The following is a 19,750-nucleotide window of genomic DNA, read 5'->3' as shown; positions in this document are numbered from 1 at the left end:
CAGGATCAATCAAACAACCGGCCATGAATAGCGACCTTTATGCATAGTAGCTATCAGTTTAATTGATCGAAAATCCGACGATTTTCAGTCCTGCAACACGCTCATCAAACGCTCGCGTGCGGCTTCAGGCTCGCCGTCAACCGGGCGGGCAGCCGAGAGAATCGGGGTGGAGTAGAGAAACAGCAGCACCACAGCCAGACGCATCGCCATGTCATCGATCCTTGGGAAAGATTGAGTCAATAAATTAGCGTCAAATTTAAACACATGGCCATGTGATATTACACGAGATATTTGTGCTGATTGAGGTGCGGAGTCGCAAATGCTTTATGCAGGAGCGACATCACACTGGTCTTTCCAGCGAAAGGATCGCTGATCGGATCAAGTGACTTCGCTCCTGCATAAAGTCGGCAGGGCTTGAATCTCAGTGTTGGATCTTGTGATCCAGCGCGGCATAGAAGTTGGCGCTTTGTTGCAGGTATTTCTGGGTGTAGCTGTGGGTGCCGGATTTTTTCGAGCTGATCTCAGTGTTGGCACTGGCTGGCAGAGCAACGCTGGCGGAGATAGCGGATGCGGCAATCACGGAGAAGAGATTGAAGTTCATGGCGGTAACCCTCGTAGATTCAGTTGGCTTGCTTGCCTGTTCAGGCCGTGAAGCAAACTTACGCCCGAGGGTTGGCGCTCTTGAAATCTTTTGTAGCAGTAGCGGATATCACTCAGATTAATAGAACCACGCAGGCCCCGGCACACGGGGCCTGCGGTTTATTGACGCAGGAAGAACTTGATGTCGCTGGGTGAGTCGAACGGCAGTTTTTGCACGGTTTTGCCCAGCAGGCCGGTCTTCACATCACGCGCGATGATGACGATCTGGTTGCTCTTCTGGTTGGCGACCAGCACGAACTTGCCGCTCGGGTCGAGGCTGAACTCACGCGGGTGATCACCCTCCACCGGACGGCGCTGAAGCTCCTTGAGCTCACCACTGGCCGGATCGATGGCGAACACCAGCAATTCGTTAGTGGTGCCACGGTTGCTGACGTAGAGGAACTTGCCATCCGACGAGGCATGCAGCGCAGCGGCGGCTTTCTGCGCCGCAGGTTTGCCGGCTGCCAAGTCGACCATCTGCCGCTGGGTCAGTTTGCCGGCCTGATAATCGAACACCGCGACTTGCGCGCTCATTTCCAGGGTCAGGTACGCGTGCTTACCGTCGGCACTGAACAGCAAATGCCGCGGCCCGCTGCCGGGCGGCAACTGAACCGAGGCTGGTGTGGCTGCGGTCAGCGGTAGCTCTGGATTGGCCTTGGGGTCATAGCGATAGACAAAGACCTTGTCGGCGCCCAGGTCATTGGCAAACACGTACTGACCGTCCGGCGAGGACACCGTCGAATGCACATGCGCCGACATCTGCCGCTCGGGATTGACCCGGCTCGGCTGATGGCTGCTCAGTTGCACCGGTGGCGCCAGCTTGCCATCGGCACTCACCGGCAATGCCGCCAGGCTGCCACCCGGGTCTTCGGCCACCGAGTAATTACTGACAAACAGGTACTTGCCGTCAGCGCTCAGGCTGGAATGGGTCGGCTCGTTGCCCAGGCTCTGCACCTGACTGATCAGGCTCAGCGCGTGGGTGTTCGGCTCGACAGCGAAGCTGCTGACGCGCCCTACCGGGTCGGTTTGACCCGGACCATTCTCGTTGACCACAAACAGTCGACGCTGATCGCTGGACAAGGTCAGCCACGACGGGTTGGCACTCTTGACCACCTGCAACGGCGTCGCGTCGAGTTGACCGCTCTGGCTATCGAATTTGAGTCGATAGATCCCCTGGCTCTGGCCTTGGGTGTAGGTGCCGATCAGCAACTGGAAGCTCTCGGCGGATGCGCTGGAAAGGCTCATTGCCCCGACACTGCCGGCCATCAGCAGCGGCCAGAGTTTACGCATCTTCATTGGTTTCTTCTTCGTCGTCGTTACCGCCGAACGCGTCCAGGCAGACCAGACGATGCTCGCCGGAATCACCGATGATCAGCCAACTCTGCAGGTCTTGATCGAAGGTCGCAGCCTTAACCTGAGCCGGGCTGAACTCCCAGTGCTTGGCCGCTCGGCCATCCATGCATTCGATGTGCAGATTGTCGTCTTCGTCGAGAGCGAATTCGAAGGCGTGAAAGCCGTCGATTTCGACCATGGTGCAGTGTTCGAGGGCGTTGAGAAGGGTTTCGGCAGTCATGGCAATCATGTCTTTCAGGGGAAAACAGCAATGATAGCGCATTGTTACCGCAAACCCTGTGGGAGCGAGCAGGCTCGCACACAGGGGGCGGTGTGAAATCCGAGAAATAAAAAAGCCGCAGCCCGAAGGTTGCGGCTTTGTTATTTTCAACCTCGATCAGTGAGCGAACAACGAGTTGCCCTTCTGTCCCGCGAGCTTCTCAGGCTTGATCAGGAAACGCGCCAGGGCCGGCAACAGCCACAGTGCACCGAACATGTTCCAGAGCAGCATGAAGGTCAGCATCAGGCCCATGTCGGCCTGGAACTTGATCGCCGAGAAGATCCAGGTGCACACGCCAATGGCCAGGCACAGACCGGTGAACAGCACCGCTTTACCGGTGGACTTCAGCGTCTGGTAGTACGCCTCTTGCAGCGGCAAGCCAGCACGCAGGAAGCTTTCGAGGCGGCTGTAAATGTAGATGCCGTAGTCCACGCCAATCCCTACCCCGAGCGCCACCACCGGCAAGGTCGCGACTTTCACGCCGATGCCCATGAACGCCATCAGCGCGTTGCCGAGCACCGAGGTCAGCACCAGCGGCAACACGATGCACAAGGTCGCCGCCCAGGAACGGAAGGTGATCATGCACATGGTCGCCACACAGATGTACACCAGCACCAGGATGGTCAGTTCCGATTCCTTGATCACCTCGTTGGTGGCCGCTTCGATCCCGGCGTTCCCGGCAGCCAGGATGAACTCCAGACCGTCCTTGTTGTTCTCCTTGGCGAAGTCCTGCACCGCATGCACTGCACGGTCGAGGGTTTCGGCCTTGTGGTCGTTGAGGAACACCAGCACCGGCGCCAACGAGCAGCTGTTGTTGTACAGGCCGTCGGCGCGGGCGATGGAGTTGTTCAGCACATCCGGGTTACGCGACAGGGTTTCCCACTTCAGGTTGCCCTCGTTCATGCCCTTGATCATCTGCTTGGAGACGGTCACCAGGGAAATCGCCGACTGCACGCCCTCGGTGTTCTGCATCTTCCACATCAGTTCATCGATCGGCGCCATGGCTTCGTAACGCGAACAGCCTTCCGCCTTGGTCTTGACCATCACTACCAGCACATCGGAGCTGGTGGAGTAGTTCTTGATGATGAAATTGTTGTCCTGGTTGTAGCGCGAGTCCGGACGCAGCTCTGGCGCACCTTGGTCGAGGTCGCCGATTTTCAGGTTCTGGCTGTACCAGAGGCCGCCACCGAAGGCGATCAGCGCCAGGAGAATAGAAACCGGGGCGACTTTCGAGCTGGCAAAATTCGACAGCAGACGCCAGAACCTATGCTCGCGGATTGCATCTTTCTTGCTGCGCTCGACGGCGCGCTTGCTGATGCCGACGTAGGATATCGCTACCGGTAGCAGGATCAGGTTGGTGAACACGATCACCGCCACGCCAATGGACGCGCCGATGGCCAGTTCACGAATCACCCCGATATCGATGATCAGCAAGGTAATGAAGCCCACCGCATCCGCGAGGATCGCAATCATCCCCGGCAGAAACAGCTGACGGAACGTGCGCCGGGCAGCAGTCAAGGCGTTGTCCGCATCGCTGGACTGCAAGGCAATCCCGTTGATCTTCTGTACACCGTGGGAAATACCAATGGCGAAGATCAGGAACGGCACCAGCATCGAGTACGGGTCCAGACCAAAGCCGAACGCGTGCATCAACCCGAGTTGCCAGACCACCGCCACCAAGGTAGTGCTCAACACTGCCACAGTGCTGCGCAGGCAGTTGGTGAACCACAGCAACAGGATCAGGGTGATGACGAACGCCACGCCGAAGAACATGACCACCATGATCAGGCCATCAATCAGGTCACCGACCTTCTTGGCAAAACCGACGATGTGAATCTGTACGTTGGGGTTCTGTTTTTCGAACTTGTCGCGGATCTTGTCTTCAAGTTCGTGGGAGAACTTCTGGTAGTCCAGCGCCAGCAACTTGCCCTGGTCCTGCGGGTCCGGGTAGGACTCCAGCAGCGGGATATCAACGATGCTCGACTTGAAATCGTTGGCCACCAACCGACCTACCTGACCGGATTTGAGCACGTTGTTGCGCAACTGATCGAGGCTGTCGGCGGAGCCGTTGTAGCTCTGCGGGATGACTTCACCGCCTGCAAAACCCTCCTCGGTCACTTCGGTCCAGCGCACGCTCGGACTCCACAGCGACTTCAGGCCGGAACGGTCGACACCGGAGATGTAGAACACCTCGTCGTTGATCTGGCGCAGGGTCTCCATGTACTCCCTGGAGAAGATGTCGCCATCGGTGGCTTCCACGGAAATACGCACGGTATTGCCAAGGTTGGCCAGGTCATTGCGGTGTTCAAGCATCTTCTCGATGAACGGATGCTTGAGCGGGATCATTTTTTCGAAGCTGGTAGACGGCCGGATCAGCGTCGCCTGCCAGAACAGGAAAATGCTGACCAACAGGCAGATAACGATCACTGCCGGACGGTTGTTGAAAATCAGGCGCTCGAGAAACGTCGCCTTGTCCTGATGATGACTGCTCATGGATGTCATAGCTCCGCCTTCTTATTATTTGCCCAGCTCGGCGCCGATTGGCGAAGTAGCGCGAACGCCGCCCTGTCCTACCAGAATCAAGTTGCCATTGCCCGCTGCCGTGACCGCCGAAACGGAAATGCGGTCGGGACGGTTGAATACGCTGAAGGTCACGCCGTCGTCACTGCTGCGCACCACGCTGCCGCCGTTGCCAACGATCACGATGCTGCCGTCGTCGAGCAAGGTCGCACCGGACAGACCGAACTCCAACGCGCCGCGCGCAGCCTTGAGCTCGACCTGCTCCCAAGTGCTGCCAAAGTCAGTTGAGCGGAACAGATTGCCGCGCAGACCGTAGGCCAGCAAAGTCGCCGGTTTGGCGGTGCCGATCACCCCAAACAGCGAACCCTGGTACGGACCTTTAAGGCGTTCCCAGGTTTGCCCCCAATCAGGGGAACGGAACATGCTGCCCTGCTCGCCCACGATGAACAGCCCGGAATCCTTTACCGCTGCGATCGCGTTGAGGTGGTATTGATCCGGGTTATCGAGGCGATCGCCGACATCTGCCCAGTTCTTTCCACCGTCAGTGGTTTCCAGCAGAGCGCCGTAAGCACCCACGGCAAAACCGCTGCTGACATCCTTGAACCAGACAGCCAGCAGCGGCGCTTCGCGCTTCAAGTCTTCGAATTGTTTGATCCAGGTAACGCCGCCGTCTTCACTGGCGAGAATTTGCGCGTCATGACCGACAGCCCAGCCGTGCTTGTCATCGACGAAATAGACCGCGGTCAGCAGTTGCCGACTGGGCACCTTGGCCTGGGTCCAGGTCTGGCCCTGGTCATCGGAATACAGAATATGGCCACGATCGCCGACCGCCACCAGGCGCTTGCCTGCATGCGCAACATCAAGCATCAGACCCTTGGCGGACTTAGCGGACTCAATCGAATAGACCGTATCGGACGCCGGTGCGTCAGCGGCCAAAACGGGTGCCGACAGCACGGCAGAACCCAACAGCGAGAGCGCTGTAGCCAGCAACGCGAATCTGCGTAGCGCTGGCGGGCGGCATAAACCCACACCCATGACAGGCTCACTCATAGACCTTTCCCCCATTATTATTGTTAGGTCATTCAACCTTTCAGGGCGCCGCAGGGTTGCTCGTAGCGATTGACGGTTTTTGGAGCATAGTCCTGAAACGCGCAATCTAGAGCCCCTTCGGAAGCTGGCCTATCCTATCCAGCTTTCGAAAGGTCTGACAATCAACGCCACGTTATCTTTTGTTAACTGGGGGGAATTACGGACGGTCGCTGAATGACCAGGCATTCGCAGGGATGATCAAAAACCAGCGATTGAGCGGAAATTTCCGACACAAAGGTTTGAGCTTTGGCTTTGGACTTTGATCTTGATCTTGATCCGGCTCTTGATCCACCCGCCCCTTCGGAAGGCCGAACGCAGGTGTTCATCAGGGGGTGGGCGCGCAGCGCCGTACGGCGCAGCCGGACACATCGAGAGGAGGTCGTCGCGAAGCAGACCGTAGGCGATGCCCCCTGATGAATGCCGGAGCGAGGGAACGCCGAGCCTAGGCGAGGTGCCGTACGCTCGGGGCGAGACCTTTTGGTTACTTTTGAGGCGCTTGTCAAAAGTGACTCGCCGTAAGGGCGAAACCCTAAGCGGCCGTTACCGCAGAAATGGATATGTACACCTGCAAGAGATTGGTCGACTGTCAGGCCGCCATCGCGAGCAAGCTCGCTCCCGCAGGGTTCGAGTGAACACCTGCGGGAGCGGAGGTCAGGTCACGCCAGACTCTTGCTGACCACTTCAAACACATCGCTGGACAGCTGGCCCGAGCCGCGAATGCGCTCCAGCTCTGCCTTCATCAACGCCTGACGGGCGCTGTCGTATTTACGCCAGCGCGTCAACGGCGCCAATTGACGCGAAGCGATCTGCGGATTGAAGCCATTCAGCTCGATCACCAGATCCGCAAGGAAGCGATACCCCGAACCATCGGCCGCATGGAAGTTGATCAGGTTCTGCCCGGCAAACGCACCGACCAGCGCCCGCACCTTGTTCGGGTTCTTGATGTTGAACGCCGGGTGCTTCATCAACTGCTGAACCCGCTGCAAGCCACCCGGCAACGTGCTGCCGGCCTGAACGCTGAACCATTGGTCCATGACCAGCGGATTGTCCTTGAAGTGCTCGGCAAAACTGGCCAGTGCCTTGGACTTATCGGCCTCGAACGGTGAATTCACCAGCACCGCCAACGACGTCAGACGCTCGGTCATGTTGTCGCAGGCATCGAACTGCTCAAGGGCCGCTGCCAGCACTTCTGGCTTGCCACTGAGCATCAGGTAGGACAACGCAATGTTTTGCAGGCTACGACGGGCGAAGTGCTCGGCTTCGGCAACGTAAGCAGTTTGCTTCGACAGCTCGCGATTGGCCTGATAACGCAGCCACAGCGCGTCGAACAGGCTGTCCGCCAGTTGCTTGCGGGCGAATTCACGGGCTGCGTGAATCGCATCGACATCCGCCACTTCGCTGATTTCGGTCAGGTAGGCCTCGCTTGGCAGCGAGAGCATTTCGGCGACCATGGCCTGATCCAGGCTTTCGTCCGCCAGCACCGTGCGCAATGCGCTGATCAGTCGCTGATCGAGCACCAACGCCTGACCCGCTTGATGCTGAGCGATCAGTTCCTGCAGCACCTGCACCGACAATTGCTGGCCGGCTTCCCAACGGTTGAAACCGTCGCTGTCGTGTTGCATCAGGAACATCAGTTGATCGCGGTTGTACGGGAAGCTCAGTTTCACCGGCGCCGAGAAGCCGCGCAGCAACGAGGGCAACGGTTGTTCAGCGATGTCGACGAAGGTAAAAGTCTGCTCGGCCTCGGTTACCGACAGCACGCGGGAAGTCCCGTCAGCGGCCGCTTCACCGGCCAACCGAAGAGCGATCGCCGCACCTTTGCTGTCCAGCAGGCCCAGTTCGACCGGAATCACGAACGGCAGTTTTTCAACCTTGTCCGGGGTCGCCGGGCAGCTCTGGCGGAAGGTCAGGCTGTAGGTTTTCGCCGCCGCATCGTAAGACTCGCTCACCGCCAGACGCGGTGTACCGGCCTGGCTGTACCAGCGTTTGAACTGGGTCAGGTCGACGCCGTTGGCATCTTCCATGGCCTTGATGAAATCGTCGCAGGTGACCGCCTGGCCATCGTGACGTTCGAAATACAGGTCGCTGCCTTTACGGAAACCTTCGGAACCGAGCAAGGTGCGGATCATGCGCACCACTTCCGAACCTTTCTCGTAGACGGTCAAGGTGTAGAAGTTGGAAATCTCGATGAACGCATCCGGGCGTACCGCATGGGCCATCGGGCCGGCATCTTCGGCGAACTGGTGAGTGCGCAGGTACGCCACGTCCTCGATGCGCTTGACGGTGCGCGAGTGCATGTCGGCGGAGAACTCGGCATCACGGAACACCGTGAAACCTTCCTTCAGCGACAGCTGGAACCAGTCGCGGCAGGTCACGCGGTTGCCCGACCAGTTGTGGAAGTATTCGTGGGCCACCACCGCTTCAACCCGCTGGTGCGCGGCATCGGTCGCGGTTTCGGCACGAGCCAGCACGCAGCTGGAGTTGAAGATATTGAGGCCCTTGTTCTCCATGGCACCCATGTTGAAGTCGTTGACTGCAACGATCATGAAGATGTCCAGGTCGTACTCGCGACCATAGACTTCTTCGTCCCAGCGCATGGACTTCTTCAGGCTGTTCATGGCGTGCTGGCACTTGTCGATGTTTTCCGGCTCGACGTAAATGCGCAACGCCACACTGCGCTGGGTCATGGTGGTGAAGGTGTCTTCGACGCACCACAGGTCACCAGCCACCAGCGCGAACAGGTAGGCCGGCTTCATGAACGGATCTTCCCAGGTCGCCCAGTGCCGACCGTCTTCACCGGGACCGGAGGCAATCGGGTTGCCGTTGGACAGCAGCACCGGATAGCTGTGCTGCTCGGCGACCACCGTGGTGGTGAACTTGCTCATCACATCCGGGCGGTCGAGGTAATAGGTGATCTTGCGAAAGCCCTCGGCCTCGCACTGGGTGCAGAACATCCCACTGGACTTGTACAGGCCTTCCAGCGCGGTATTGGTTTCCGGGTGAATCCGCACGCTGGTATCGACCGTGAAGCTGGCGCTGGTCGGGTGCAGGGTCAGATGGTTGTCCGTCAGTTGATAGTCGCCGGCGCTCAGTTCAGCGTCGCCCAAGGCTACCGACAGCAGCTCGAGTTGCTGGCCATCCAGTACAAGCGGCGGCAGGCCCGGGCCACGGGCCGGATTGCGGCGCATCACCAGTTGCGCATGGACCAGGCTGTGGTCCTCGTACAACTCGAAGGTCAGGTGCGTCTCGTCGATCAGGTACTCGGGCGCCTGATAGTCCTTCAGGTAGATCATCTTCGGTTGTTCGGTGCGCATGCTGGAGTCCTTTTACTGATGCACGGCGAGCTGGTAGGCCGTGTATTTACGAATATTGATAACGCCGGTATCGAAGATCAGGTATTGACCCTTGATCCCCAACAGCGTGCCTTCGGCAATCGGGTTCTTGTCCAGATTGAAGCTGACGATCTTGGCCGGGTACTGTTCGACCGGGTAACGGATTTCAATCGGTTCGACATCAAATACCGGTTGAATCGCTTGCAGACCGAAGCGCTCCTGCAGTCCTTGCACGCCCTCGGCACAGCTTGCGAACAGTTGATCACGAATCTGTTTCAGGTCAACCGGTGCCGCATCACCCTTGAGCAAGGCGCGCCAGTTGGTCTTGTCGGCCACCTGACTGCGGAACAGGTCTTCGACGAAACCGGATTGCTGACGGGTCGACACGCGCATGATCGGCAATGCCTGGCTGGCACCCTGATCGAGCCAGCGGGTTGGCAGCTGTGTAGCGCGGGTGATCCCGACCTTGACGCCCGACGAGTTGGCCAGATACACCACGTGGTCGGTCATGCAGAACTGCTCGCCCCAGGCCGGCTCACGGCAAGTGCCGGCGTCATAGTGGCAACGCTCCGGACTCATGATGCAGACATCGCACTGCGCCAGTTTGGTCATGCACGGGTAGCAGTAACCCTGGCTGAAGCTGGTTTTGGTTTTGCGTCCGCAATGGATGCAGTGGATCGCACCCAGGTATTCCAGGCGAACCGTGCTGCCGATCATGGGATTGACCGGCACCTCGGTATCGCCCAGGCGAAAAGCGTATTGCACGGTCGACGCGTCGAGGCGCGCCGACATCTTGCTGATTGCACCGCGGCCGATCTCGATCAATGGATGGCATCCGACTTGAACAGGATATTCGGCACCGTAATCGACTTCGAACTGCATTCCTGCGGGCCCATGTAGCCGGTGCGTTGTTCCTCGGGCAGGTTCTGCACTTCCCAGGCGATCATCGCCTGCAACGACAGTTCGCGCTGCTCGGCAGTCAGTTTGCCGCCGTCGGACCACTTACCGATCTCTACCGCCAGTTTCAGGCTCTGGTAGATCTCTGGCGTGATGTTTTTGATCATTTCGTTAAAAGAGGACATCAGGTCTCCGCGCTCGTTATTCACAGCACAATTTAGACGGCAGTTTATTGGACAGAGAGTCTACGGCGACTGTACAAGCCGCCCAACAAACCGGTGAGGCATCCGACGAGTAACCCGCCGACGTGCGCCGCATTGGCAATTTCGCCGAAACCGATCATCGAGATCAGCCCCGACATACACAGCAGCAACCACACCAGCATCATCACCAATACCCCGCGAGGCAGGCGATATGCCGGGTTCGGCGACAGCAACTGGTAGATCCAGCAATGCCCGAGCAGGCCGTAAAGCACCCCGGACAGGCCGCCGAACAAGGTCGCGCCGCCGTAATAATATTGGGCGTAGTTCGACACCAGGCTGAACAGCAACGTCAGCCCCAACAGGTTGATACTGCCCTGACGCGACTCGATACGCCGCCCCAGCTCCCAGTACCACATGCCGTTCATGGCCAGGTGGAGAACGCCGAAGTGGATCAGCATTGGCGTCACCAGACGCCACCACTGCCCCGCTGCCAGACTGTCGGCCAACGGCGTGAAGTGGATGTACTCGCCCACCACCCGAAAATCGAGGAACGTCAGCCAGCGCATCGTGTCGAGGTTCTCGCCGAGCAATGTCACCGCGCCGACGATCATGCTCAGCAGCAGAATCAGCGCCGTCACCGGGCTGTGGCGCAGTTGCTCGACGAACCCTGGACGCTGGATATTCGCTTGTGCAGCCGGGATATCCAGTTGATGCTCGGGATCGCCCGCAGGAAACCGTTCGTACAGCGAGCGCACGTCTTCGCTGATCGCGTCCGGCACCCACAGCACCTGTTCACCGGCTTCTTCGCTGACCCGATGCGGCACGTGCATGCGTTGCAGCAATTTGACGAAACCACTCAGGTCCACCGCCAGCGGCAGACGTAAAACAGCCACAACACTCATCGCAATACCTCTGGCCGGTCAACATCGACCCAGACAAACTTGTGTGGATCGAGACGGGTTTCCTGATCCAGTCGATAGGCAACCAGCTTGCCGTACAACACCGCGCTGTAATCCAGGCAGGCCAGGTTCGGGCGGATCGGCGCCGGTTTGCCGCTGCGCCAGTAGTGCCCGACAAACAACAGCGGTTCGTCGATGCCGTAGCGCAACAGGTTATTTTTTTCTACCGGCGACAGCGGCGTGCGAGCCACGGACTCGGGCAAGGCATCTGGCTGGAACACAATATCGCCATAGGTTTGCGGGTTGTCTTCCCAGAACTTGGTGCGGAAGAACGAACGCGTCAGACCGTCGCCGCTGGTCATGGTCAAGCCGTGCGGCAGGCGCATGTCGGTGCCGCGCAGCAAGCGGTCGAAAGCCATGCAGGCGAAACTGCCGGAAACCGCCGCCGCCTGGACGAAGTGTTCATCGATGCAGCCATCGGCATACTGCGCACGCAGCACGTCGATCAGGCCACCGTCCCAGCAGGCGTGGACGACCCGGAAGCGTCCGGCGTCGACGAACAGTGGCATCTCGTAGAACCAGGCAAGAAAGTCGTGCCAGTCCGCCGGGTGATCGGCAAATTGAGTCAGGGTTTCGTCGAGCAGGCGCGCATGCCGAGGCGTGTGTTCACGCACATACTGCTTACCGCTGCCGGGCGGCGCCGGCGTGCTCCAGCCGAGTGCGTTGAATTCATGGTTGCCCATGATGCACAGCGCCTGACCGGCCTCGACCATGTCGTGAACGATGTGCAGCGCTTCGCGAATCCGCGGGCCGCGGTCGATGATGTCACCGAGAAACACGGCCATGCGTGACGGATGGCGCCAGACGCCAGCTTGCTTGTGATACCCGAGTCGGTCCAGCAAATGCTCAAGGGTATGAGCGCAACCGTGCACGTCACCGATCAGGTCGTAGCTACGCGCGGGATCGAGCATCAGTCGCCTCCACCGCCCAACCGGCTGCCCCAGCCCAGCTTGGTCCGGCAGACTTCGTAGTAGTTATGGTCCAGCGGATGAATCAGCCGCAGTTTCTGCGCCTTCTTGCTCACAGTGATGGTGTCACCGGGGGCGCAGGTGAAGTGGTTCTGCCCGTCACAGGAGACTTGCGGGTAAATCTGCATATCCTTCGACACGACGATTTTCAGCTCGCTATTGCCATCGACCACAATCGGCCTTCCTGACAAGGTATGGGGGTACATTGGCACAATCACAATGGCATCGAGCTTGGGATGCATGATCGGGCCGCCCGCCGAGAGCGCATAGGCCGTGGAACCGGTGGGTGTGGCGACGATCAGGCCGTCGGCTTTTTGGCTGCAAACAAACTGGCCGTCGATGTACAACTCGAACTCGATCATCCGCGTCGATTTGCCGGGGTGCAGCACCACGTCGTTCAGCGCATCGCCCTGGCCGATGGCTTCGGCGTGACGGCGAACTTCGGCCTGCAACAGGAAGCGGTTTTCGACCAGATAGTGCCCGTCGAGCACTTCGGCGACCTTGACTTCCAGCTCATCCGGGCGGATATCGGTCAGAAAGCCCAGGTTGCCACGGTTGATCCCCAGCACCGGAATATTGTGCCGTGCCAATGCCCGAGCGGCGCCCAGCAGGCTGCCGTCACCGCCCACCACAATCACCATGTCACAGACTTCGCCGAGCATCTTGCGCGATGAGGTTTGCAGGCCATGGCCTGGCAGGACTTCGGCGATGGTGTCCTCGAGAATCACGTGCAAGTGCCGGTCAAGCAGGAATCTTTTCAGTCGGCGAACGGTATCCAGCACCTGCGAACTGCCCAGGCGACCGATGATGCCGATATTACGAAATTGCTCCATGGGACTCCGAGGGTCTACGACGGCGAAAAACACGATTATGGGCGAAAGCGCGCCGCAGACAAAATCCTTTCAGCCGCGAACCAAAGCGCTATGCTCGCAAGATGACCTTATTTCCTGACTTGCTGGCTTTACCTCGTCAGTTGCGCCATCCCGAAGTGCGCGACCTGGCCTGGGTCATCCTCGCGCCACCGATGCTCTGCGAAACACCCTGGCCACAACGCCATCCACTGGCCGGCAGCGACTGGGTACAAGCCCCCGAACGACTGCAACACTGGTTGCTTCAGCTCGATCAGGACAGCCGCGAGCTGCAGCGCTGGCTGGCGCTCGGCCCGACTCGTCGCCTGGGCCTGTATTACGAACGCCTCTGGCAGTTTGCCGTGCAGCACGCGCCGGGCGTCGAGTTGATTGCCGCCAACCTGCCGATCCGCCGCGACGGCCACACGCTGGGCGAGCTGGACATGCTGCTGCGTGACCGCGACGGCGTGCATCACCTGGAATTGGCGATCAAATTGTATCTGGGCCCCCAGAACGGCGAAGGCCACGACACTGCCCAGTGGCTCGGACCGGGATGCCATGACCGACTGGACCGCAAGCTGGCGCACCTGACCCACCATCAACTGCCGATCTCCGCGCGCTCCGAAAGCCGCGATGCGTTGGCCGCGCTGGATATCCTGGGGTTCAGCGCACACTTATGGCTGGGTGGTTATCTGCTGTACCCATGGCCCGGCAAAACCCAGTCACCCGACTGTGCCCATCCGCAACACCTCAAAGGACGCTGGCTGCATCAGCGAGACTGGGCACACTTTATCGCCCAGAGCCCGCCCGGTCGCTGGCAACCCTTGCCACGGCACGCCTGGCTCGCGCCCGCCCATTATCTTGCCGAGCACACCTGGGAGCGCACGCAACTGGAGACCTGGCTGAGCGGGCTCGACCCTCAGGCACCTGCGCAGTTGCTGGTACGCCTGACTGAAAACGTCGACGGTGACTGGGAAGAAGCCGAACGGCTGTTTCTGGTGGCGGATCTGTGGCCGAACGTGCCGGGCCAGGGTTGAGCCTTGTGGCGTCTGGTCCGGCCCATCGCGAGCAGGCTCCCACACACTGGCCCCTAACCCTGTAGGAGCAAAGCTTGCTCGCGATGGCGATCTCAAGGACACCATCGCCGGCAAGCCGTGTTCCTGCAGGAAGCTATTTAGATGGACAGGCGCAACGCCAACGCCGCCAGGGTCACCAGCAACACCGGCACTGTCAGCACGATCCCGACCTTGAAGTAATACCCCCAGCCAATCTGAATATTCTTGCGCGCCAGCACGTGCAACCAAAGCAAGGTCGCCAGGCTACCGATCGGGGTGATTTTCGGCCCCAGGTCGCTGCCGATCACGTTGGCGTAGATCATTGCCTCTTTCACCACCCCGGTAGCCTGGCTGGCATCGATCGACAACGCACCGATCAGCACCGTCGGCAGGTTATTCATCATCGACGACAACAGCGCGGTCAGCAGCCCGGTGCCCATGGCGGCCCCCCACACGCCGTAGTCCGCGAACACGTCCAGCCAACCGGCCAGGTACGTGGTCAACCCGGCATTACGCAAGCCGTAAACCACCAGGTACATGCCCAAGGAGAAAATCACGATATGCCACGGTGCTTCTTTCATCACCTTGCGCGTGGAAATTTTGTGCCCACGGGCGGCAATCGCCAACAGCAATGCCGCGCATACCGCCGAGATCGCGCTGATGGGAATCCCCAGCGGCTCCAGGGCAAAACAGCCCAGCAGCAAAATCACCAGCACACACCAACCGGCAATGAACGTTGGCTTGTCGCGAATCGCGGTCTTCGGGTCTTCCAGTTGTTCCAGGTCGTAATCGGCAGGAACGTCGCGTCGGAAGAACCACAGCAACACCGCCAGCGTCGCCGCGACGGCCACCAGGTTGACCGGCACCATGACCGCTGCATAACGGTTGAACCCAATATGGAAGAAGTCCGCGGAGACGATGTTCACCAGGTTCGACACCACCAGCGGCAGGCTCGCGGTATCGGCGATAAACCCGGCGCCCATCACGAACGCCAGTGTCGCCGCCGGAGAAAATCGCAAGGCCAGCAGCATCGAAATGACGATGGGCGTGAGGATCAACGCCGCGCCATCATTGGCGAACAGCGCCGATACCAGCGCCCCGAGCAAAATCATGTAAGCGAATAGCTTGCGCCCGTTACCGTGCCCCCAGCGAGCCACGTGCAACGCCGCCCAGGCAAAGAAACCCGCTTCATCCAGCAACAGGCTGATGATGATCAGCGCCACAAACGTCCCGGTGGCGTTCCAGATGATGTCCCATACCAGCGGAATGTCGCTGACCTGGACCACCCCGCAGAGTAACGCCAAGACGGCGCCCAGCACCGCACTCCAGCCGACGCCGAGGCCTTTGGGTTGCCAGATCACCAGGGTAATGGTCTGGAGGAAAATCAACGACGCTACGAGCATGCGAAACAGCCTTGAAGAAGATGGAGGGGGAGAATCAGCAGCAACGGACCGGACGGTCGCCCATCGCCTGTAGTCGCGCGACATCAGCGCCAAGCCATGCACCGTTGGCTGCCAGCGCACCGTGCAACAACGTCATGACCCACGGGGATAATTGCGGGTGCAGGCGATAAAACACCCATTGCCCCTGACGACGGTCCGCCAGCAATCCATGGCTGCGCAATTGCGCCAGGTGACGGGAGATTTTCGGCTGGCTCAGGTCCAGCGCCGCCGTCAGCTCGCACACGCACAGCTCACCCTCTTTGGCGATGAGCAAAGCGATACGACTGCGGGTGTCATCGGCCAACGCCTTGAACACATCGACGGGATTGCAGGGATCGGACATGGAAGTGAATGCGCCTGAACAAACGAAGCGCGAATATATGGAATTTCGAATATAGGGTAAAGCGAATAAACCGCATTGCACGCAACCCGTAGAACCTCACAAACGGATCACATGCCCCTCGATCGGCGCGATCTGCCCATGAAACAGCCGCGAAATCACCGTTTGTGCCGCTTCAAGCCCATCACTCTCCACCACCCTGAGCAATGGATTGGCCGGTGCCATCACTCGCCGATAAAACTTCTGCCCGCCCTCACCGATGTACTCGATAAGCCGCTGCGCTCCCCATTCGGCGTTGCGTTTGCGAATCTGGATCGGTGCAAAGAAAAACGCCGGCTGCGGCCCTGTCATAGCGCTCAGTTGCGCCTCATCCGTGTTCTGGGTCGAACCTACAGCGCAGCTGTAAACCAATTGCCCGGCGAAATGCTGATGCACCTGATTGCGTAAATCCAGACGGCCAGAGAAATCCACGTACAAGGTCGGACGGTCAGCGGGCAACGACGCCAACTCGGCGTAGCCGAGCGTGCGCTCGTAACACCCGAGTTGTTCAACAAACGCCTGGTTCCCGGTCGATGTCAGCGCCACTCGCTCCAGATTCGACTGGTCCTCCAGGCAAATGGCAGTGCCGAAAGCGGTTTTGCTCGAAGCGCTGGAGAACACCACACGGGTGGTACCGAAGAACTGATTGTCCTGTAGGAAATCCGCCAACATCAATGACGTCAAAAACAGCGGGTTAAGCAGCATTTGCAGGTTTTCATTCGCAGGGATGTAGTACCGATCCCAACTGCAACGGGTGTACTGGTTGTAAACCGAATTCAGTGTTTGACGGTGCGGGGCGGCGTCATGAAAACCGCGCTCGGTCACCCGCTCTGGATGCACCCAGAGATGGCTGGCCAGTGGAAAGTACCCGTAAAAGCGCTCCCCGACCGCAATGCCTTCGACTGCGCAGGCAAGCACATCGGCAAAACCCCAGGCCGGGATATGGCCCCATTGCGCTTGCCCGGTCGGGAAAAACTCCCAGTAATGCATCAAGTCGCCATAGGCTGCGTAGGTAATGTTATTGCTGGTCAGCGCGCAGCGATCAATCTTCAGAATCACGTCACCAACCGACGGAATCAGGCTGCGCTGCTCACGCTCGATACGACTCTCGGCGATGGCGTTTTTACGGGTTATCAACCGTGTGACCGTGCCTTGGCTTTGCATCGTTCAGACTCCCTGTCGTGTCGCTGTCCACTATCCAATGGTTCGATCATCAGTCGACGGGCCAGCGCTTCCTTAGCGCAGCACTGGCCCCCGATCGATCAATCCTTTTTAAATTGCTCGACCCACTCGGCATAGGCGTTGATGAAACTCTGCAAAAACGGCCGGACCGAGTCGGACACCTTCCCCGACTCGTCGAACGCCGTACCGGCGTTGCTCAGGTAGGCTTCCGGTTGCTGCATGCAAGGCACATTGAGAAACACCATGGATTGACGCAAGTGATGGTTAGCACCGAAACCACCAATAGCGCCGGGGGATGCGCTGATCACCGCCCCCGGCTTACCGCCCCAGACACTCTTGCCATAAGGCCGGGAACCGACATCGATGGCGTTCTTCAGGGGGGCAGGCACCGAGCGGTTATATTCCGGTGTCACGAACAGCACCGCGTCGGATGAGCTCACCTGTTGACGGAAAGTGCTGTAGGCTGCCGGCGGTGTTACGTCGATGTCTTCGTTGTAGAGCGGCAGGTCGCCAATCTCGACGATGTTCAGCCTGAGGTTTGCCGGAGCCAGTTCAGCCAGCGCCAGCGCGACTTTGCGGTTGATCGACTGTTTTCTCAAGCTGCCAACCAGGACAGCAATCGTATAGACCTTGCTCATTGGGAATTCCCGACTATCTGGCTAAAGGAGCCTGTAGTTATAGATGATTCGGCAGCACTTAACGTGCTCCGAGTCTCGGAATAGCGGTTAAATACTATTTTTTTCCTGTAGGAAAACTTACCAAGCTTATCGACGGTCTACAGAACCGCAAATTGAGTGACTTATCTCCAGAGGTTCTAAGCAGATGGCAGCAGTACTCGTCGGACAATTCCATGCAAGAGACGCGGAAGGCCGTGTTTATTCAGTGCATGAGTTCCAGGAATCCACCCCGTCGCAGGACGGTATCGCCGGCCTTGCGCCTGTCACCACCTATAAGCTGGCGATTGGCGATCGCATCAACAAGCTCGATGACAACGAATTTGTATTGGTTCAATCGGGCGTTACCATCACCCGCGAGCCTGAATCAAGCGTCGCCTCATAAGCCTCCGTTATGAGCTGAAGTCATAGGCACGGACTTGGGTTAGGATTCAGTCACTGACCCCCTCACCTGCTGAACATGGACTTCACGCATGCGTTTACGTCATATCGAAGTGATCCAGGCGCTCCTGCAAACCGGTCATCTGGGCACCGCTGCCGAGATGCTGCAACTGCCGGTGGCCGGGGTCGAGGGGATTTTGCGCGAGGCCGAGGATCAACTCGGCTTCATGCTGTTTGCCAGCGTACGCGGGCGATTGCAGGCTACCCGTGAGGCGCGGGAGTTGCAGGTCGAGATTGCCCACGTCTACGAAGCGCTCGAACCGCTGCAGCGGCTGGCCAACAGCCTAAAACAATACCTGGCGCCGCCGTTGCGGATCATTTGCACGCCCCCCTTGGCGCAGCACTTGTTGCCACAGGGCATTGCCACCCTGCGTCGACGTTTTCCAGATGCGCCCTGCTCGCTGCTCAGCCAACCCACGCGTGACATCGTCAGAAGCCTGCTGCTGCGTGAAAGCGATCTCGGCTTGAGCCTGCACGATCCTGACCACCCCGACATTCAGTGCCAGATCATTGCCCAAGGCAAACTCCAGCTCCTGGCGCCTCATGGCTGGCTGCAACCCAAGCAAAAATACATTTCCGTGCAGGACCTGGCCGGCCAGTCGATGGTCGGGCTGGAAGGTCACGACCCGCTCAGCGTGATGTTCGAGAGCAAACTGCAGGCCTTGCGCCCGGCACCGGTGGTGCAAACCCGGGTTCAGACCCATCAGATGATGCGCAGCATGGTCGAGGCTGGCGAAGGCCTGGCCGTTGTCGATCCGTTTACTGCGATCGGCGCCAAGGCCAGCGGACTGGACGTTTGCCCCGTCTCGCCGGCCGTCCCGATCAGTCTTTACGCCTTGACCCTGAACAATGCCGAGATAGCGCCTGCGACCCAGGCGTTACTGGAGATTATCAAGGAACAAGCCGAGGCGATGCTGGCGAGCTGATCGGACTTTCCAACGGATTATCGAACAGCCGATACCAGAACAACGCCACCTCTGCGGTTTGCGGATCGATGCCACGATAACGCAGGTGATCGATGCCACCCATGACATAGCCGCAACGCTCGTACAGCCGACAGGCTCCCAGGTTGTTATTCTGGGTTTCCAGCATGATGCCCGGCAGCTTCTTCTTGCGGCTCCAGAACTGCGCGACATCCAGCAACGCCTTGGCCACCCCGTGGCGACGCGCCGGGGCGTGCACTGCCAGCTCGTCGATATGGGCAAAGCCGTTCCAGTTAGTGCTGATCACGATGTGCCCCACCGGGTGATCGTCGAGAAACGCCATGAAAATCGCACTGTCGACCGCGTTCCGGTAACTGGCGAACTCCTCCGGGTCGATGCCATAACACTTGCGGTAGGGCGTGATGGTTTCCAGCGACCACTGATCCACCGGTTTATCGAGCTCTGCGGCCGCGTAGGCCCGGACCTCAAAACTGAAGTCACTGCCCCAGATATACGCAGCGAATCCCTGATCGGCGACACGTACCGCTAAACCCGGATACTTGGGATTGATGACCGGCTGCATACTC

Annotated in this window: 20 protein-coding genes; 3 read left to right on the top strand and 17 right to left on the bottom strand. The window is 59.1% G+C overall.

What is annotated here, in order from left to right:
* Positions 1-84: 84 nt before the first annotated feature.
* From AABM55_RS14100 to AABM55_RS14045, 12 genes are all read right to left on the bottom strand, one after another.
* Positions 85-210 (bottom strand): hypothetical protein, encoded by a 126-nt coding sequence (locus tag AABM55_RS14100; protein WP_019690602.1) that lies wholly within the window; start codon positions 208-210, stop codon positions 85-87.
* Positions 211-421: 211 nt separating this feature from the next.
* Positions 422-601: a hypothetical protein gene (locus AABM55_RS14095; protein WP_054597153.1), complete on the bottom strand. Its 180-nt coding sequence runs from the start codon at positions 599-601 to the stop codon at positions 422-424.
* 158 nt (positions 602-759) lie between these two features.
* On the bottom strand, positions 760-1,935 hold the full coding sequence (locus AABM55_RS14090; RefSeq protein ID WP_347929908.1) for a lactonase family protein: 1,176 nt from the start codon (positions 1,933-1,935) through the stop codon (positions 760-762).
* Positions 1,922-2,212 carry a DUF5629 family protein gene (locus AABM55_RS14085; RefSeq protein WP_347929907.1) on the bottom strand — a complete coding sequence of 97 codons (291 nt, stop codon included), beginning with the start codon at positions 2,210-2,212 and terminating at the stop codon, positions 1,922-1,924. Before AABM55_RS14085 ends, AABM55_RS14090 begins: the two co-directional genes overlap by 14 nt.
* Positions 2,213-2,368: 156 nt before the next feature.
* The gene (locus AABM55_RS14080; protein ID WP_102667208.1) at positions 2,369-4,753 is read right to left on the bottom strand and encodes an RND family transporter; all 2,385 of its coding nucleotides are present in this window, start codon (positions 4,751-4,753) and stop codon (positions 2,369-2,371) included.
* Positions 4,754-4,768: 15 nt separating this feature from the next.
* On the bottom strand, positions 4,769-5,821 hold the full coding sequence (locus tag AABM55_RS14075; RefSeq protein ID WP_347929906.1) for a YCF48-related protein: 1,053 nt from the start codon (positions 5,819-5,821) through the stop codon (positions 4,769-4,771).
* 695 nt (positions 5,822-6,516) lie between these two features.
* Positions 6,517-9,174 (bottom strand): aminopeptidase N, encoded by a 2,658-nt coding sequence (gene pepN, locus AABM55_RS14070; RefSeq protein ID WP_347929905.1) that lies wholly within the window; start codon positions 9,172-9,174, stop codon positions 6,517-6,519.
* Positions 9,175-9,186: 12 nt separating this feature from the next.
* Positions 9,187-10,017, bottom strand: coding sequence for a DUF2797 domain-containing protein (locus AABM55_RS14065; protein WP_347930030.1), 831 nt, complete (start codon positions 10,015-10,017; stop codon positions 9,187-9,189).
* Positions 10,014-10,274: a YeaC family protein gene (locus tag AABM55_RS14060; protein WP_019690610.1), complete on the bottom strand. Its 261-nt coding sequence runs from the start codon at positions 10,272-10,274 to the stop codon at positions 10,014-10,016. Before AABM55_RS14060 ends, AABM55_RS14065 begins: the two co-directional genes overlap by 4 nt.
* Positions 10,275-10,318: 44 nt before the next feature.
* Entirely contained in the window at positions 10,319-11,194 is an 876-nt protein-coding gene (locus tag AABM55_RS14055) for a rhomboid family intramembrane serine protease (protein ID WP_347929904.1), read from the bottom strand.
* Entirely contained in the window at positions 11,191-12,165 is a 975-nt protein-coding gene (locus AABM55_RS14050) for a metallophosphoesterase (RefSeq protein ID WP_347930029.1), read from the bottom strand. Before AABM55_RS14050 ends, AABM55_RS14055 begins: the two co-directional genes overlap by 4 nt.
* Positions 12,162-13,052, bottom strand: coding sequence for an NAD(+) kinase (locus tag AABM55_RS14045; protein ID WP_019690613.1), 891 nt, complete (start codon positions 13,050-13,052; stop codon positions 12,162-12,164). The genes AABM55_RS14050 and AABM55_RS14045 overlap by 4 nt, the downstream gene beginning before the upstream one ends.
* Before the next feature lie 101 nt (positions 13,053-13,153).
* Between AABM55_RS14045 and AABM55_RS14040 the strand changes: the two genes are divergently transcribed.
* Complete coding sequence (locus AABM55_RS14040) at positions 13,154-14,104, top strand: DUF1853 family protein (protein ID WP_054597145.1); 951 nt, start codon at positions 13,154-13,156, stop codon at positions 14,102-14,104.
* A 137-nt stretch (positions 14,105-14,241) separates the two neighbouring features.
* On the opposite strand, the gene AABM55_RS14035 is transcribed toward AABM55_RS14040, so the two are convergent.
* The 4 genes from AABM55_RS14035 to AABM55_RS14020 form a co-directional block, all read right to left on the bottom strand.
* Complete coding sequence (locus AABM55_RS14035) at positions 14,242-15,525, bottom strand: arsenic transporter (RefSeq protein ID WP_054597144.1); 1,284 nt, start codon at positions 15,523-15,525, stop codon at positions 14,242-14,244.
* A gap of 34 nt (positions 15,526-15,559) precedes the next feature.
* Positions 15,560-15,907, bottom strand: coding sequence for a metalloregulator ArsR/SmtB family transcription factor (locus tag AABM55_RS14030; RefSeq protein ID WP_054597143.1), 348 nt, complete (start codon positions 15,905-15,907; stop codon positions 15,560-15,562).
* 96 nt (positions 15,908-16,003) lie between these two features.
* Positions 16,004-17,107 carry a DUF2855 family protein gene (locus AABM55_RS14025; protein WP_347929903.1) on the bottom strand — a complete coding sequence of 368 codons (1,104 nt, stop codon included), beginning with the start codon at positions 17,105-17,107 and terminating at the stop codon, positions 16,004-16,006.
* A 98-nt stretch (positions 17,108-17,205) separates the two neighbouring features.
* Positions 17,206-17,763 (bottom strand): NAD(P)H-dependent oxidoreductase, encoded by a 558-nt coding sequence (locus AABM55_RS14020; RefSeq protein ID WP_347929902.1) that lies wholly within the window; start codon positions 17,761-17,763, stop codon positions 17,206-17,208.
* 184 nt (positions 17,764-17,947) lie between these two features.
* Between AABM55_RS14020 and AABM55_RS14015 the strand changes: the two genes are divergently transcribed.
* A complete protein-coding gene (locus tag AABM55_RS14015; protein ID WP_054597140.1) occupies positions 17,948-18,184 on the top strand; it encodes a hypothetical protein in 237 nt (78 codons plus the stop codon).
* An 88-nt stretch (positions 18,185-18,272) separates the two neighbouring features.
* The gene (locus AABM55_RS14010; protein WP_054597139.1) at positions 18,273-19,166 is read left to right on the top strand and encodes a LysR substrate-binding domain-containing protein; all 894 of its coding nucleotides are present in this window, start codon (positions 18,273-18,275) and stop codon (positions 19,164-19,166) included.
* On the opposite strand, the gene AABM55_RS14005 is transcribed toward AABM55_RS14010, so the two are convergent.
* Positions 19,132-19,746: a GNAT family N-acetyltransferase gene (locus AABM55_RS14005; protein ID WP_054597138.1), complete on the bottom strand. Its 615-nt coding sequence runs from the start codon at positions 19,744-19,746 to the stop codon at positions 19,132-19,134. The genes AABM55_RS14010 and AABM55_RS14005 overlap by 35 nt on opposite strands.
* Positions 19,747-19,750: the final 4 nt, after the last annotated feature.

Origin of the sequence: Pseudomonas helvetica, assembly GCF_039908645.1 — a bacterium.
Taxonomy (GTDB): Bacteria; Pseudomonadota; Gammaproteobacteria; order Pseudomonadales; family Pseudomonadaceae; genus Aquipseudomonas; species Aquipseudomonas helvetica.
This window is presented reverse-complemented; position numbering and strand designations above follow the sequence as displayed.

Coding starts and splice junctions, on each gene's coding strand:
- AABM55_RS14100 (WP_019690602.1), bottom strand. CDS start 210: ATGGCGATGCGTCTGGCTGTGGTGCTGCTGTTTCTCTACTCCACCCCG.
- AABM55_RS14095 (WP_054597153.1), bottom strand. CDS start 601: ATGAACTTCAATCTCTTCTCCGTGATTGCCGCATCCGCTATCTCCGCC.
- AABM55_RS14090 (WP_347929908.1), bottom strand. CDS start 1,935: ATGAAGATGCGTAAACTCTGGCCGCTGCTGATGGCCGGCAGTGTCGGG.
- AABM55_RS14085 (WP_347929907.1), bottom strand. CDS start 2,212: ATGACTGCCGAAACCCTTCTCAACGCCCTCGAACACTGCACCATGGTC.
- AABM55_RS14080 (WP_102667208.1), bottom strand. CDS start 4,753: ATGACATCCATGAGCAGTCATCATCAGGACAAGGCGACGTTTCTCGAG.
- AABM55_RS14075 (WP_347929906.1), bottom strand. CDS start 5,821: ATGAGTGAGCCTGTCATGGGTGTGGGTTTATGCCGCCCGCCAGCGCTA.
- pepN (WP_347929905.1), bottom strand. CDS start 9,174: ATGCGCACCGAACAACCGAAGATGATCTACCTGAAGGACTATCAGGCG.
- AABM55_RS14060 (WP_019690610.1), bottom strand. CDS start 10,274: ATGTCCTCTTTTAACGAAATGATCAAAAACATCACGCCAGAGATCTAC.
- AABM55_RS14055 (WP_347929904.1), bottom strand. CDS start 11,194: ATGAGTGTTGTGGCTGTTTTACGTCTGCCGCTGGCGGTGGACCTGAGT.
- AABM55_RS14045 (WP_019690613.1), bottom strand. CDS start 13,052: ATGGAGCAATTTCGTAATATCGGCATCATCGGTCGCCTGGGCAGTTCG.
- AABM55_RS14040 (WP_054597145.1), top strand. CDS start 13,154: ATGACCTTATTTCCTGACTTGCTGGCTTTACCTCGTCAGTTGCGCCAT.
- AABM55_RS14035 (WP_054597144.1), bottom strand. CDS start 15,525: ATGCTCGTAGCGTCGTTGATTTTCCTCCAGACCATTACCCTGGTGATC.
- AABM55_RS14030 (WP_054597143.1), bottom strand. CDS start 15,907: ATGTCCGATCCCTGCAATCCCGTCGATGTGTTCAAGGCGTTGGCCGAT.
- AABM55_RS14025 (WP_347929903.1), bottom strand. CDS start 17,107: ATGCAAAGCCAAGGCACGGTCACACGGTTGATAACCCGTAAAAACGCC.
- AABM55_RS14020 (WP_347929902.1), bottom strand. CDS start 17,763: ATGAGCAAGGTCTATACGATTGCTGTCCTGGTTGGCAGCTTGAGAAAA.
- AABM55_RS14015 (WP_054597140.1), top strand. CDS start 17,948: ATGGCAGCAGTACTCGTCGGACAATTCCATGCAAGAGACGCGGAAGGC.
- AABM55_RS14010 (WP_054597139.1), top strand. CDS start 18,273: ATGCGTTTACGTCATATCGAAGTGATCCAGGCGCTCCTGCAAACCGGT.
- AABM55_RS14005 (WP_054597138.1), bottom strand. CDS start 19,746: ATGCAGCCGGTCATCAATCCCAAGTATCCGGGTTTAGCGGTACGTGTC.